Here is a 15,956-nt window from a genome sequence, read left to right on the forward strand (position 1 = left end):
AAAGCACTGTCCAGTGAATTGCTGGAGAAAGGCATCACACTGGTGACAAACGTGCGTAAGAATATGAAAGTAAAAGCGATGTCGTTGTGGGATAGAGCGATGCTGTCGAGACGTTTCATCATAGAAACCATCAACGACCAGTTAAAAAACATCTCTCAAATAGAGCACTCTAGACACCGCAGCGTACATGGTTTTATGCTCAACATGATTGCGGGACTCATCGCCTATCAATTGAAAGACAATAAGCCACAACTGAACATCACTAACGCAGAGTTTAATGCTATTACAGTTATGGCTTGTTAAACCGATCTCAGGTTAAATAGGTTAATAAGCAGTCATTTTTTATTTCAATTTAATTATTGCAATTTCTTACAACTTTCCAACCAAATAACAGCATCAATTTTTCCATTTTGCAGATAGCGCTGTTGGTTTGCCCAATGCGTCGCAAGAAATGGTTTAAGCCCATTCAGTTTTTTGTTAATTGTCAGCATTTGATCAAATGCTGAAATTTGCTCTTTAATGGGTCCTTCACCATATAGGGATGCAGACTCGACTAAACCACTGGCATAATAACCCGATAGCTGACTGAGTCGCTCTTTTTGCTCATCCAACTTAATCTTGCGAACCACGCAGTTTTTATCCGCCTTATCGCTACAAAGCTGCTCATAATTGCTGTTAAGAAAATCCAAAAACTTGCCATCATCTTTTAATTTGGTGCAAAGAAAAGCGCCCAAGTTAAGGCTGGCGCGGATCGACTGGGCACGCTCTTCCTGTTGTTTTTGGTTGCTCGCTCTAAGCTGACCTTCCAGATTTTTCAATTTCTGTTTGAGGACCTCATCATCGACCCCAAAAGCCAACGTGCTCAACTCACTGACTGCATCCTTCTTGTCGCTGGCACCCCCTACAAATTTGTTTGATCCCAGTTGCTGCCAACCGCTCTCGATACTCTTAACTCGCTGGGTCGATGTCATGATAGGGGAAACCAACACCAGCCGTATCCCAGTGCTCTTGCTAGTGAAATGGCGAGCTTCATCGTAGTAACTCACCTCTTTGCGGGCCGCGCTGCGTAAAGTAGCCTGCTCAGTGAGATAGTTACCACCGCGCACCACATAACCACCGGCCTGTCCATGCTGGCGATCGAGCTTGTTGAGATAGAAGGGTTCAAACATAATCTCGTCCACGTTACCCAGCATGTCATGCAAGCCGAGCGGATTAGGAGCCAGCAGCCCCGCCAGTTGCAAACGACCATTGGCTGACTGGGCACCAGCAAACCATTCATGCTCTTTGAGATCGTTCATAGGATAACGAACATCACGAAAATCTGCGCTGTTGACCTTAAGCCCGCCACGTGCGGCAAATTCCCACTCGATTTCAGTCGGCAGGCGCACAAAACCCGCTTTACCATCTTCTTTAGGGATCTTATCAGCGGCATGTTGTCGCAACCAGAGATTGTATTTATCGGTGGCCGCGACAGCATCAAACCAGCTGATGGCGCTCACCGGCAAACTCAGCTTTTTCGAGGGCGTGGGACAGGTCTCAGAGGTAAGGGCCTGATATTGCAGCTGGGTAAGCTCATATTTAGCCATCAAATAATAGCGACCCAGCTCCTTAGCTGACTGAGTGAAACTACCTGCAATGAAAGCAGGATGAGTGTGCTCGACAAAGCCCCATTCACCACCGTCTTGACCTACCTGGATTGGTAAGTCTTCCAGCGGGCCGCTGACCGGCACCTGCACTCTCCGAAAGGCCATGGCTCCTTCGCACGGCATTGGCAGGATCACGTCCTCTACATCGGCTTTTGGATTGTAATGTTGAGCAGCCCATGGCTCGGCAAATGTAACGCCACTGGACAGGGCACATCCCATAATGATGAGCTGGGATAAAGTATTTTTAGAGTTCACGCAAACTCTCCGCAGGTTGAATGGCAATAGCCCGTCGAGCGCCAATAATGGCCACTAGAATGGCCACCGTTAGAGCTAGGATTAGGGCCAGTAAGCAGTGTAATGGGGTAATCTGGCAGATCATCTGTTCAGTACTCTGGCTGCTGGCCAGTGTCCGATTAAACAGTGTACTGCCGCCCAGATAGAGCAAAATGCCCCCACCATAGGCAAGCAACGTCAGGATCACCCCCTGAAAGATAATATAGAGGCCCACCGCCGGGCTGGTAAATCCCAGCAAGCGCAATACCGCAATGTGCTTACGCTTGCGATCCACGTTAGCGAGGAAGGCGCCGATCAAAGATGCGACACAGCCGATAAGCGCGGTGCCAGCAATGACGTTGAAGATGAGGCTAAGTACCCGGTTGATACTCTTTATGTTCTCGATATCGGCCAACCGGCTAACTGTCTCGATACGCTGCTGCTTGAGCCAGAGATCGAGAGCCGCCACTTGGTCAATGCTGTTGGCATAAATACGGGCACGGGCGAATATCGGCGGTTTATCCGTTAACGGCTGACCTGTGCTAATGCCCAACATAGGGATACGATAACCATCACGAAAAGACTCCAACGCCAGCAGCAAGGATTCATGCACGAACAGAGCAGGACGGTTGAAATAAGTCGGCGCCAATATCGCTCCCACAGTTAAGGTGCACTCCCCCAACTCTCGCCTATCATCGAGCTGGCGCATGACGCGCAAGCGGATAGTTTCGCCAACACTGACCGCCAAACGGCGCGCAGCCTCGGCACTGAGGATTACCTCACCCTCGCTCCCCAGTTGCAATGTTCCCAACAGAGGGTCACCCCTATAGGTCGGAATTACCTCTGCATTTTCAATGAAATGGCTCATATCTTTCAGCAAATCGGCTTGGGTATTGAGGGATCGGGTTTGGCCGATGGCAAAGCCTACCTCCGCTTTTTGCCGCAAAGCAGCGATCCATTCTGTTGAATAGTGGCCACTGCTCACCATGCGGATCTCCAGATTGCGTGGATCTCGCACGAGATCCTCCTGCAACTGGCTCACCACCCCATAACGCAGACCAAACATCAGCAGCAGCGGTGCTATCACGGCGATCAGCGAGGAAATTATACAAAACGATACCGAACGATCATGCCAAAGATCCTGCATGGCCAAGCGCAGCAGTAGCCCGCGTTTATGAGAACGCAAAATGAGTCTCTCCCTGCGTTAAATTAGCCTTGAGACAGGGCAAGCCAAACGTCTTGACCAAACCCCAATCATGAGAGGCCACCAGCGCCGCTATGCCCCACTCTTGTACCAACTCGATGAAGAGTGCAAAGAGCAACCTAGCGGTGTGGGGATCAAGTGACGCGGTGGGTTCATCAGCCAGTAGTAGCTTGGGGCGGTGCGCCACCGCCCGCACAAAAGCAACCCGCTGCCGCTCCCCGATAGAAAGCTGGGCTGGTTTCTTGTGCAACAATCCCTCCAACTTGAGAGTCTGGACAGCCCGTGTGAGTAAATGCTCATCTTCCGCAATGCCCAGTAGTTGGCAGGGCAAGCGGATATTGTCTCTCACCGTCAGAAAGGGCAGCAGGCCGCCACTTTGCAACATGAAGCCAATTCTGGTGGCGCGGATGTCGGCTAACGCCGCTTGATCGTTAGCCGCCAACAAGTGGGCAATATCGACGGCAGCTGGAGCGGCGTCAATGAAATCCATCTCAAAACGGCCCACTCGACTGGGGCTCAGTAACAGCCCAATCACCTCAAGCAAGGTGCTCTTGCCGCAGCCACTTTCGCCCGTCACGGCCACCACTTGTCCCAGAGGCAAGGTTAGTGCGGGCAAACAGACCCGATGGGCCTGTTCACCACTGCCCCGCACTATGCTCATATCTTCGATACATAGCATCAGGGCATCATTTCCAGGGGAATCGGATAGACGTGATCACGGGGATCACTATCCTTGGCCAGCGCAACCCAGCGATCAACATCAGCGTTGTAACGCTGGTAATGGCGCTGCTTGGTCGCAAGGGTGCGGATAAACTTCTCCTGTGCCAACCCATCCCAACTCTTCCAGGTCTCCTCATCCAGATTGAGCACATCGCTGCGATAAGGCAGATCGGCAAGGTATTCCCCCATCACACCCAGATCTGTGATACTGGTGTTATCCAACTGCTTGAGCTGGTTAGGATCAGCGCCCATGGTTGCCGCCACCGAGCGCAATCGCTCGAACATCTTAGCCGGTGAGATCATACCTTCATTAGCCGCATCCAAAATCTGTTTCACCACATCGCTAAGGTCACTAAGCTGGCCCTTGGTGAGCAGCACCCTGACCTCGGTGGTCGGGATATTCTGCTTGATCAGATCTCGGTCGCTAATCCAGGCCTCAAACACCAAGGGAGCCTGAGTTCCGCTCTTCTTGCCGAGGTAAGAGAGTTGCATAGCATGGCCTATCAGCGCAGTATCTTGCAGCAATTTTTGCGCCGGGGTGAGCGTGTCCTGCTCTTTAGCGTTACTGGCGCTGCCTACGGCCGGCTCACCAAAATAGGATGCTTTCACCTGATCGGTAATGGCAGTAGCCAGCGCATCAACCTTGTTACCAAACTCGTTAACATCACCCGCATTAACCGGATAGTAAAGCGAGGTATTGGTGCCACTGTAAGTTGATAACTCTTGATATTGGCTTGCTGCCTTGGCGTGATCTTTCTTACCCGCCGCAGTTTTCAGGTGCAGGGTATATATTGCCACCCCAGGGTTGGCGGCTTCCAACCGGATTTGCTTGGCATCCAATCCAGTGGTAGACAGCTTGTTATCCCCTTCGATAGCCCCTGCATCGGTGATCAGCACCACATAACGGGCCCCAAAGCGGCTCCAGTCTATCTGGTCTATCGCCTGCATCACCCCCGCATACGCATCTTCATTGAATAGCTTGCTAGAAACGTTAGCCTGCTTGAGGTCAGCCACTTTTTTCAAGAAGTCGGCACCGTCTTTAATTTCATTGGGGTCGGCATACATGCGGGTGGTATACTCCAGACCAGGTACCTCCTTGGTGCTGGAGCGAAAGGAGATCATGCCAAACTTCACCTGCTGCCCCAGATTTTCCTTGTTGATCCGCTCATAAACCTTGCGCACGGCCTCGCGGGTACGCTCGATATAGGGTCCCATCGATATGGTGGAATCCACCACGAACACTACAGCGGCATTGAACTCCTTGAGCTGGCTCACCTTGGCACTGGATTCTACCGTGGCTGCATCAGCCTTGCTGACCGAGGCCACATTGAGCAAGCGGGTGTAAAAGCCATCCTCGGTCATAACCTCTTCACCACTGAGGATGGGCAGCAGATAAAACTGTTGCTGCAGATCGACAAAGTATTCGGGCTCTTGTGCCAAAATTCCGTCAGCGTTGCCCAGCTTCTTCAACGCAGCACGTAGCGGTGCCACCTTGGCGACAGGATCCGGAGCTTCCAGGATCTGGTTGAGTTGATCTCGCTCCTTGAAAAAGAGCAGGCGATCTCGGTTGGCAGGGTTGGTGAAGGCCAAGGTCAGCTGCATCTTCCAATCAACGGTACAAGACTTGGGCAGCCAACCAATACTATGACCATAGCTGTCGGGGCCGACCTTAATCCAGCCCGCCCCCTTGGCATTGACCTGCTCATAGACATAAAAACTACTAAAGGCCGGTTGTAGCACCCCTGACGCTTGACCAGCCTCGGCCACCAGTTCGCAACCTGGTGTGGTCAATACTCGTTGATAGAGGCTCTTTTTTCCTTCCTGTAACAACGGGCGATGCCCAGATGTCATCTCGGTCGCCGCTACGCTTGCACCACCCAACAACAGTAGGAGTGCTGCCGAGCAGCGCAATAATCTGGTTGCAACCATCACTTGCTTAACTCCTCATAGCGCTGTTTTGCCTCGGCATTGTCAGGCTCAACCTGAAGTACAGTGTCATACCAGTAAGCGGCAGTGGCGTTGTCAGCCTCTTTGAAACAATCATTAGGCTGGTGGAACTTGGGATCATATTCACGGGCATAGGTCAAGGCAACCTTGGTATCCCCCCCTTGCGCACGGTTAGCATAAAGGCGCTGCGCCACTCCACACTTCTGGGCTGACTTGGCACTTTGGATCACCGCCAATAACGCATCGATTGGTGGCTGCTGTGCGATACAGGCCTGCACAAACTCCAATTCGCTCTGGGTCGCCAAGTTATCGGCACTGCAACCATCCTCCGTCACCTCGCCGTTGGTCTCGTTAACCATCGGCTCTGCGGCCACCGGTTCGACAACCTTTTCAGCAATAGGATCGGTCACTGATGTAGCGGTGGATGGTGCATCTGCCGAGCGGCTAAACCAGAAGATCAGGGCGCCAATCATCAGCAATAGCACGACCCCACCAAGGATCAACGGAGTTTTCGATTTGGGCACAGCCGCAGTGGCCGCCAGTAGGGCCGTAGCCACCGGCACGGGCTCTGGTTCGGCACGCAAGGCCGGCAGCTCTATCTCAACTGGCACCTCAACTGGTGCTAGACCTGGTACCGGAGGAGCATTAACCACGGGCGAGTTAATGACACTGCTGCCACCATATTCACCCACCTCTCCTCGGGCGTTGGAAGAGAGCACCGCCTCGCGTGCCACTTGCAAGGTGGTATGGCGAATTTCACCAGAAGCCAGCTTGACGTGGATCTGAATTGGACTGGCGTTGACCAGCAAGGGATCCACTACCGCAGCACCCACTCTAAAACCACTGCCGCTTTGTAGCGGATAACCACCGCTGATGCCGAACCAGCGGGGAGCAGGGCTCCACTCGCCCCCCTCTTGCAAATAGTTCTGCTGATTATTGAGCAGGGCAAATTCGAGACCCTCCACCAGCTCGGAGACACCCCGCAGCCGGATTAGTAGTTGGGCTTCACCCGGCACAGCGGGGTCGGTAGCAATTATTTTGGCTAGCATGGTGCTTACTCTTGTTTTAATTGATGGATGATCTGGCCCAGACGCTGATTCTGATCGTGAGAAATATCCCGTGTGGCACTATGGCCTGCGTTATCTTGGGTGATCAGCACCAGGGAAGAGAGCCAATCCCCCAAATACGCCATGGCAGGATTGAGCGGTGTGTCGGGCAGGCAAGGCAACTCGTTCTGGCCTATTTCTGCGCCACGGGCAAACATCTTGCCCTTAGCGCCCGTAAAGCTGTTTGGCACCTTCTCTGGTGGCATGGCCAAAAAACCAAACCAGGCCACGAAATCGCGCAAGGTAAACTGAGCCTTCATCACTTGCCGTGCCAACAGTTGTTCTCGCCGCACCCCCGCTTGCTCCTGCCCAGCCAGGGTTCGCTTCAACGTCCCCTCCAGATCCAGACGGTTAGCCGCCGTAACCAACTCTTCGGTGAGCAAGTCGATCAATTCGGTCTCGATGCCGAGCTGAGCCAGCAGGGTTTTCTGGGTAGGCAGATCACGCAGATGAGCGACCCATGCCTTGAATGCCTCACGGGCGAAACCATCATCTTGGCCTACCCGCTCTTCAGTCTTGGCAGCTGTGTTCGCCACGGCGGCATCAGCCTGACCGAAAGGATTGCCCGCAAATGGGCTGCTTTCAAAAGGACTCGCACCAAAGGGCATCTGCCCAAATGGGCTGGCAGGGCTACTGCCATAGGGCGAGATAGCGGTTGCTTCTACCCCCTCATCCTTGGGAACATCCTCACGAATACTGAGGTAGATATTGCTCAGCTCCGCGGAGGGTAGATCCAGTTGGCTAATCAGCTCGCCGAGGGAGTTAAAACGGGCGCCAAGCCCAGTCCAGAGCTGCTTGCCTATCTCCCGCTTTTTCGCCAGTTGACCGTCACCATCTTGCTCATACCAACGCCCCAGCAGTTGCTCCGCCAGTTCTTTGCGCTTGGCGTCCAGCTGCTGCTGGAGTCGATCAAGCTTGAATTCAAGATGCGCTACTCCCCTCAGCTCTTGTCCAAGCCGGGCCATACCGCCATCGTTGAGCGACAGCATGGCCACCCACGCAGCTTCAGGATCAGCTAAATGTTGCGCCACACCTTTTCCTGCCACAAAAGAGGTCGCCATCTGTTGCAAGACCTCAGCGTATTGAGGTGCAACAGCCACTTCTCGCCCACCGTCCATCCTCAAGAAAGGGACTGGCATGCCGGGTTTGCGTACCAAGAAACAGTTGTTAAATGCGCGCCCAGGTGCCCACTCCTGGATCCACTCATATTGGCCAAAACGTTCCAGCAGGGTTTGCTGCATCAGGCCATCCCACCCTTCCTTGAGCTGAGCCGGTGTCAGATTCAGCCCGCTGTTGATCCGCATATCAAACATGGTCAACGCCCAAAACAGACCCGGTTTACGACTCTGCCGCTCACAGGCACTCTTGCCCTGGGTCTTTTCTACCCAGCGCGTCAGCACAGGACCCACACTGGTCACGTCACTCTGCTTGGCGGCGCTGGCACAAACCACCAAGGCATTCATCTCCTGATTGTCGGTATAACGCTCGAACAGATACGCGACCTTGCCACGCAGCAACAGCTGAGAAATCGGACTTCCGCCTGCGCTAGCGGCCTCCTCCAGTTTGCTAATCGCGAGACGACCCCGGTAGCCGGGGAAATCAAGCAGATCCACCTGCTCCACCAAGCTATCCGCTGACCCCTCGACCATGGGAAAGATCAACTCGGTGGTAAGGGCGGCCAGCTGGGCCTGGGCAATCGAGGCAGACGTGTACCGACCGTCAGTCCCCAAGAAACAGATCTCGACGGTCCTGTCCTCGGCGGATCCCAACAAGCCGAGGCTGTCTACATTCATGATGCTCACACTGCCGTTACCTTGATTCAACAGGCAATCAAGGGGAGCGTAGACGGTCTTGGCGTGGCCCAGTCTGGCAAGGCTGGTCGCTAGGTTGCGATAGATCTCGGTCAGCTCGATTTGCTCGCCCCACAACAGGGAGAACAACTCGGCCCGCTCAGCGGGCGTCAGGGTCGGTGCCAACTGCAATACCCGCGGCCAATAGCCATGCTCGAGCTTTTCCACTGATTTTCTAAAGCTGCCGTTCAGATAGTCCCACAGGGCCACCACATCATCACGGCTGACACCGTTGTTGGCCACTGCATTGATGGGGCGATCCTCAAACGGCCGCAGCCGCGCCTCGATGCGCGCTTCATCGAGCTGATAGCTCAGAAGTTCGTGGTTGAAATCGTTAAACCAGGTGTTGGCCAGGATCTTGGCTAAGTCTATCTCGCTAAACAGCTGCAAGGGTACCGGGTAATTCGCCGGAGCAGTGGTCTGGGCACGGGTAAACCGCGTGACCAGACCCGTGGCCTCTTTGCCGCCGCCCACCGGGTTAACCTCCTTGATGAAGTCAACCGGACGCTCGCCATAGCGCCCCTCCAGTGCACCATTACTGCCAGCGGCCAAGGCTGAGATCAGATAGGATTTACCCGCTTGGGAAATGCCGAAAAAACCCACCGTCATGGGTGTACCAGCCACCCGCTTGAGGCTGCTAGCCAAATTGCGGGCCCGGTGCAGACTGAGGTTGAGCTTATCCGCCTCGTTGTCGAGACGATGGGAGTCATGGCGCACTGCATCGACCCAGGCAAGCGCATCTAGGGCGCTGCGTTCGATGGTTGCCCAGCCTTGATTTAGGATCTCCTGTTGAGGCTTCATTATTGTTTTACACTCCCGCTATCTAGCCAGTGTCTGCTATCGATGAGTCCGGCATCTGGCATGGTGTTGAGCTCCAGCTCGAGATCCCGCTTATTGAACGTTTTGTCGGTGTTGCTGCTCACTTCACTGACCATCAGCTTGTCACTAATAAGTCCCAATGCCCTAGCCCGGTTATCTTTGCCAATGGCCAGCTTTACCTCGAGATAAGGTGAACTGCCATCTGGGGCCTTGGCCTGGGTATATTTGGCCCGCCCTTCATCACTGAAACGCAATGTATAGAGGGAAGATGCCGTCCAGCGTTCCGTATCGAGCTGGCGATACCCTAGTCGCAAATCACCGCGCATGATCCAAGCTGGAGTATCCGCCTCGGAACTACCGCTGCTAGGCAGTTGGATCTGACCCTCATGCGACTGAATGTCACGGTAGGTCACATCATGATCTCGGATGATATTTTGCAGGTCGATGATCCCCATATGGCGGATGGTGGAGTAAGGCCTGAGTGCCGCCGTGCGGAAATGGAAGTTTGGAATACTGTGATTTGCACATAATAAGGTGATCATGGCTCCCACCGAGGCGGTACTCTTCGGATCCTCGATTTGGCCATTCTTGTGGAACGGATACCAAGTGCCAGTATGGTAACCATGCAGCGGCAAAATGCGTCCCGGCGGCAATGGTAGACACATCCGAATAAAAGCCTGAATGCCCGGCAGTAAAGAGGGACGCCCGGTTAACAGCAACATGTCGCAATGGTAGTTAGCCATCACCTCACACAGTGCGGTCAACACCTTGCAGATGTTGAAACGACCAGACAGCAACGACTGATGCAATTGTGCCAAATTGAAAGTAATAGGCACCTCGCACAATTTGAAATCACTGCCACCGCCCGCTTTTTGTACCTCCCGCCGCACAAACGCCTCAACCACCTCACTGATGTTATTGTCTGGCAGCAAGTCGCCATAACGCAGGCTCTCGCTCACTTTCGCACCAGAGCCCTGCGGATCATACTGCTCATAGCGACCCAGCAGATTAAGAGCAATCGGGACAAATACCTGCAAGTTAAGTTGCTGACGCAGCACCGCTTCTGCCGCACTCACGTTGTTGGCACCACAAAGCTGAGACAATAAGGTGTCCACTGACGCAACACTGGTCTGTTTAAGCGCAGCCTCCAACGCAGGCAGCACCAACAACTGGATCACATCGAGCAGTATATCGTCCCCCGCAATTTTGAAACTGTCGCGAAAGCGCTGCTGCGGAACGATATGGGCATTCACACCGGCCCCATGTTTCCCGCTGCGATCGAGGGCATAATCGGTGATCACCAGATCCGTGGTGCCACCCCCAATATCGATGGAAGCGAGGGTAATACTCTCACGGTTCTTTCTGTCAGGGCGGCCCAGCGCGGCAAAAAACTCCTCCGGATGACCAGCAAAGTTCTGGTTGATCTCGGTATAGAGGTAGACCAGTTGGGCGCAGGAGGCCTCGTCCCATTCCACCCGGACACGGGGCAACGGCACCTGAATTTTATCCTGCACACTCCCCTCATCCAGCCTACGATAAGGGTCTTGTTCTCCTTGGTGCCAACGCAGCGCCTTCCACACCAGCCCTACGGCTTGGTGCATGCGTTCATCAAGAATGCAGCGTTCTGCCATCGGCATGCCGGGCGGCACGGTGAGGATAATATTGCGCAACTGGCGTGGGATGCCGGCGTGACCTTGGCGAGTCCGCTGGGCCGGGCTGTTGATCTGGGTCAGTGTTTGGGTCAGTACCTCTGCGAGCAAAAAGGTCATCAGGGCACTGCGTGAGTAGCGCGGCGTAAACACCGGTATGCGATCCATCTCATCCTCTATAGTGTGTAGCGCTTCTCCTTTTTCATTGATAAGGTTGGCAAAAGGGGCAGCAGTTGCCAGCGGATGAGCGTCGTGCTGCTGGTATGCCGTATTGAAGCGCCAACCCTGACCATAGAACTTCTCATCCCACAGGTAGCGCTTCGGACTGGACAGGCCAGTAGATCCTTCACTACCACGACGGCGGCTGGCCAAGCGGCCAGCTTCGTTGCCGATTCGGGCGATGGTCGGCCATTGAAACGCATCATGGCGGCCACTGCGTACCGAGAAGTGATCCTTGCCAAAGAAGGCCTGTGAAAATTCGATGCGACTTTCGAAGGGCTGGCTGTAAACCTGTTCGGGGGAATTCAGATCCCGCAGCTGCAGTACATAGTTGTGCATCAGGCCGGAACCGGACTGACCGTGATCTTCAATCAGAATGCCGCAAGTGCGAGAGTTACCCACGTCAAGCACCAGATCTACCGGGATAGGCTTGATGGCATTGGTCTCGCCGTTAGCGATGATGCGAAATTGTGGGATCTCGACCAGTGGCGGCTCCTTACTTTGCTGATCGGCGATTGGTTTAGCAAGCAAAGAAAGCAGATTGAGATAATGTGCAATCGGGTATTGCAGCTGTATCTCGATCTCCCGCTCCTCTCTATCACGCCCCTTGCTTGCATCATTAAAGACCTCAAGCAGCCACTCTTTTAGCCAAGGCTGGGTCAGATACCAACCAAGGGCATAGGTCGAGGTGGCGACCTGAAACGTGGCCCCCGCACTGACATCTTCATGATTTGGTCCCAGATCGGCCGCACCGTGCAACTTGGCCATAATCCGAGTATCAAAAACCAGAGTCAAACGATGGCTATGACCATCCAAATCCGGCTCTTGCAGTTTCAGCAGTCGAAAACGTGCCCAGTTGATCGGCCCTTCATTATAAAAGTGGGGAGGATTAAACCGGAACAGCGGCAGCGGCAGCCAGATCCCGTCCAGCAACTCGAGGCTGCTCTTGAGTGCAATATCGTACTTAGCGTGCGCTCTTTCGATAGCGTCGGGTCCTGGCTGGAAGAAATGGAAATCCTTTTCTTCGTTGTACAGCAAACGAGTGAGCACGCCACTGGCCAGCTCTACAAATTCGCCAGCCTGTTTGCGATCCAGCGTCAGACCGAAATCCATAAACTGGATCCCTGAATCACCCACAAGGGTGACCTGACGATCAAATGGTTTTATTTCTGGCAACATGATTGTCTCTTCCTATCCTTAGGGATTTATCTGGCGCATTTTGATGGGGAACTGCTGCTCACCATTATTGCGGCCAACGCAGTCGGTACCATTATCCGTACCCGGCTGGCATTCAATTTTTGGGATCATATAGCTAGATCCATCACTGCACTCAGCCGGCCCCTCATTGTTAATACTTAATTGGCCATCTGCAATCACTCCGTTTGCGCCCCCCTGACATACAACTCCATTGGATTGACGCAGGCTGACTCGGCCTTTACCATCTTTGAAACTGTATTGCAGTTGCAAGGGCTTACCAGTCTGGGTGTCCTGAATGCCACCGTTGACTTTCCAATCTCCGTCTAAAAACTGAGCGGGTCCATTGGCAATGGTCGGCGGTATCGCCAGCGTCTTATCTTGAGGCGCCGGCTCTTGCGAGGAACTTTTACTCGTAACTTCGCCAGCGGTGAGCTGACTCGCAGACAGCACGAGGTCAGCGGCTGGGTCGACTGGCATCGGTGTCTGCGGGGAATTTGCTGGCGCTGATGCCTCACTGCCAGCCAAGGCGGCAGGTGGTGGCGTGTGCGGATCACCTGACGTCAAAATGGCGCTAGCCGCAGATTTATCCTGCTCGGATGCCAGGCCAGGCAAAACTGTTGCCACATCAGCACTTCCTGCGGAAGCATTATCCACTGGTAGCACGTGCCCTGATGGGGGAACAGCCACTGCACTATGCCCTACCCTATTCCCAAGCATCGGCAAGTCCATCGATGTTATGCTTGGTACTGAAATGTTGGGAGCACAGGCTCGCAGACCAAGCAGCAGCAGCGCTAACAGCACCAGCAGCAACAACGGCCAGAGCAACCAACGCCAGCGCCAGCGACACCACCAACCCTCGTTATGGATCGTTGGTGTTAGCGGCTGGGTATATACGGGAATCGTCTGCGCAAAGCCTTTGGCTTGTGCAACCTCAAGCGCAGAGACTTTGGGGCTAAAAGCTGCTTCTGGTATGGCCGAGTTCGAACTTACTGGCCTTAGCCAGTGCATAGGGTCTCGCTGTTCACCGTTATCGTGTACAAAACCCCAAAAAGTGATAACTAATACTCCATCCACCAGATACACAAAATCCTGATCAGGAAAATTGACCACCTGCCTAAGTAAGCAGGCAAAGACTCGTTTGTCACCACCATTGTGCTTGTCATCAGTGGTAAGCAGCCGTTCACTAAGTGCCAGCACCGCCAACTTGAAGGATTCAAACTGCGAATAAGCTGCTGCACGCTCAGACTCAGTGGCACTGTTCCAAGGGATCACCTCTCCCGCAAAGCTGCTGTACCAGTCGGTTCTATCTCCCCCCTGATCGTTTTGCGGGATCGCCAAATGGCGCGCAAGATCGAGGCCCGTATCTTGGCGGCGAACAGTCTCCCGTAACTGGGATGCCATGCGGTAGACAGGGAATCCGGTCTCACCAAGCGCCTTAAACGCGGAATTTTGACCACTACGCAGTAATGGACCCTGAATGGAACCCTGCATTTTAAATCCTCAAAAAGTCTAATTATGCTATTGCGGGATCTTACCTGCGTAGCTGCAGGCTAAGTCAGCTTTTACCCTTAGTTGAGTGCCACTTAAGACCCCATCCGAACGTTTTATCGACACTCTCTCGATCGTCGAAATACTGGTTTATCCGTTCAACTTTAATAGCGCCATCAACATTGATTAACCGGGCGATAACGCCAACGGCTCTATTATCACTCCCTTCGGTTAAACGCGTCGTAATGGATGGCTGATCAGGAATGTGGATGGTGATGGTGGCTTGAGTACTTTGCCAATGAGAAGCACCGCTGTAAATGAAGGCATAAATAAGCACTTCATCGATCTGTTGCCAGTGAGTACCGTTAATAGATAACCATTCCCCATGACTGTTGGCACCACTGCGATCATCCCCCTCCAACGCTACATAAGGTTCATTATCATAATCACCAAACAAACGACTAAGCGCCTCAACCCCAGTTTTACTCTGATTTTTCAGTCGTACAAAAGCAGCTAAATCTAAATCAATCGTGCTGTCAGCGCTAGGATTGTTCCAATTAAGATTAACCTGAATGCGGCCAAAATCATGCTGTTTTTCCAGGCTGATACTGGGCTGATCTTTAGACAGATTGGTCCGAGACGCACTGCCAGATGGGAGACCCAATCTGAATAATGTGGGCCAGCAACACTGCAACAGGATCACGAGTACCAGTAATATCGCAACCAAACAGCCAAGCTGCCTGCCAATAATCCAGCGCCCCTTGCTCAGCTTCGGTGCAAGCTCTTCTTGTCGCATTGGCTCAGCGGTCTGCGGCGGGATCCCCCAGTGAACCAAAACCGGCTCGCCATTGATGCCGTAGCACGCCAATCCTGGTGTCTGCTTGAGTAAGATATCTAGCCGCTCTGCAAGCACTGTCTCACCACGGCGAGCCAACTCCTCTGCCAACTGACGGATAGCCTCTTGCCGAAGCCTACACTTCTCATGCAGCATGGCTTGTTCGGTAGCTGGAAGTGCATTCAGCGGTATAGGTTGCCCTTCAAGCTCACTCCACCACTCCAGATTACCATCATGATTACAACGTGCCGTCGCAAACAGGCTGGTAATGAGGGGAGGAAAATGACAATAGAGCACAGCGAGGCTCTGCTCATAATTTTCGAGCGTTTGTTTGTCAATAGGTGGACACGATATTACTCGCTGCATAAAGAGACTTCACATCCAAAAGACGTCTTGAGAGTACTTGCTAGCAAACACGCGTCAGCCAAGCCAGACCTAATCAAGTAATCTAGATCTAGTAACCCAGACTCTTATTCAGTTCTTTAACCTTAACTTCGAGGATAGCGGCCTCTTTTCTTCTAGCGGCAACTTGAGCAGCATTATCATTTGAGAAGGGAGTGAACCGCTGTTCAGCTTCCGCCAACTCGGTGATCTGCTGCTGTAGACTGGTTTGTATGCCACCTTTAAGTTTCAGCTGGGCAACCAATTGGCTTAATGACGTTTTTAGCGCTTGCTGATCAGCCTGCTCTTGCGCCAGCGTTATATTTGATCGCTGCTTACGGCTTTCCATGGCGGCCAAAATCTGGTGCGACAGCGTATTAAGCTCCTGATTTTGTTTTAGCTGTTGCTCTTGGTTGTCGATCTTTTGGCGATATCCACCAGAAGAATCACAACTCATTTTGGTAAGTAGACTCGCGCTACGGTTGGCTGGATCGCAATCCGCAGGGGTAGTGGCACAACCACTTAATACCAGCAAACTACTCAGATAGACGGCTCTCAATTTCATGACGTTTTCCTGTCAATATCCCGGTAAGCTCGGGATATTCTCGATTCCCTTAACGAT

11 protein-coding genes are annotated in these 15,956 nt (G+C 53.1%); 1 reads left to right on the forward strand and 10 read right to left on the reverse strand.

The genetic code is table 11. The features are described 5' to 3' along the window. A partial coding sequence (locus L5M17_RS12095; RefSeq protein ID WP_263147697.1) for a transposase occupies positions 1-303 on the forward strand: 303 nt, incomplete at its 5' end. A gap of 53 nt (positions 304-356) precedes the next feature. Here L5M17_RS12095 and L5M17_RS12100 read toward each other — a convergent pair. The 10 genes from L5M17_RS12100 to L5M17_RS12145 all read right to left on the reverse strand — a co-directional run bounded on the left by L5M17_RS12100 (position 357) and on the right by L5M17_RS12145 (position 15,899). Further along, positions 357-1,901 (reverse strand): formylglycine-generating enzyme family protein, encoded by a 1,545-nt coding sequence (locus tag L5M17_RS12100; RefSeq protein ID WP_263147700.1) that lies wholly within the window; start codon positions 1,899-1,901, stop codon positions 357-359. After that, positions 1,891-3,105, reverse strand: coding sequence for an ABC transporter permease (locus L5M17_RS12105; RefSeq protein WP_263147702.1), 1,215 nt, complete (start codon positions 3,103-3,105; stop codon positions 1,891-1,893). Before L5M17_RS12105 ends, L5M17_RS12100 begins: the two co-directional genes overlap by 11 nt. Then, positions 3,092-3,802 (reverse strand): ABC transporter ATP-binding protein, encoded by a 711-nt coding sequence (locus L5M17_RS12110; protein ID WP_263147705.1) that lies wholly within the window; start codon positions 3,800-3,802, stop codon positions 3,092-3,094. Before L5M17_RS12110 ends, L5M17_RS12105 begins: the two co-directional genes overlap by 14 nt. Then, positions 3,802-5,772 (reverse strand): vWA domain-containing protein, encoded by a 1,971-nt coding sequence (locus tag L5M17_RS12115; protein WP_263147910.1) that lies wholly within the window; start codon positions 5,770-5,772, stop codon positions 3,802-3,804. The genes L5M17_RS12110 and L5M17_RS12115 overlap by 1 nt, the downstream gene beginning before the upstream one ends. Further along, positions 5,772-6,482 (reverse strand): hypothetical protein, encoded by a 711-nt coding sequence (locus L5M17_RS12120; protein ID WP_263147708.1) that lies wholly within the window; start codon positions 6,480-6,482, stop codon positions 5,772-5,774. The genes L5M17_RS12115 and L5M17_RS12120 overlap by 1 nt, the downstream gene beginning before the upstream one ends. 362 nt (positions 6,483-6,844) lie before the next feature. Continuing rightward, positions 6,845-9,547, reverse strand: coding sequence for a putative virulence factor (locus L5M17_RS12125; RefSeq protein WP_263147710.1), 2,703 nt, complete (start codon positions 9,545-9,547; stop codon positions 6,845-6,847). After that, positions 9,547-12,612, reverse strand: a complete 3,066-nt coding sequence (locus tag L5M17_RS12130) for a virulence factor SrfB (protein WP_263147713.1) — start codon at positions 12,610-12,612, stop codon at positions 9,547-9,549. The genes L5M17_RS12125 and L5M17_RS12130 overlap by 1 nt, the downstream gene beginning before the upstream one ends. An 18-nt stretch (positions 12,613-12,630) precedes the next feature. Next, positions 12,631-14,121 (reverse strand): SrfA family protein, encoded by a 1,491-nt coding sequence (locus L5M17_RS12135; protein ID WP_263147715.1) that lies wholly within the window; start codon positions 14,119-14,121, stop codon positions 12,631-12,633. A gap of 64 nt (positions 14,122-14,185) precedes the next feature. Next, positions 14,186-15,319 carry a hypothetical protein gene (locus tag L5M17_RS12140; protein ID WP_263147717.1) on the reverse strand — a complete coding sequence of 378 codons (1,134 nt, stop codon included), beginning with the start codon at positions 15,317-15,319 and terminating at the stop codon, positions 14,186-14,188. A gap of 88 nt (positions 15,320-15,407) precedes the next feature. Continuing rightward, the gene (locus L5M17_RS12145; RefSeq protein ID WP_263147720.1) at positions 15,408-15,899 is read right to left on the reverse strand and encodes a hypothetical protein; all 492 of its coding nucleotides are present in this window, start codon (positions 15,897-15,899) and stop codon (positions 15,408-15,410) included. Positions 15,900-15,956: the final 57 nt, after the last annotated feature.

Source organism: Shewanella sp. SW24, from assembly GCF_025653395.1.
In the GTDB taxonomy this organism is placed as follows: Bacteria; Pseudomonadota; Gammaproteobacteria; order Enterobacterales; family Shewanellaceae; genus Shewanella; species Shewanella oncorhynchi.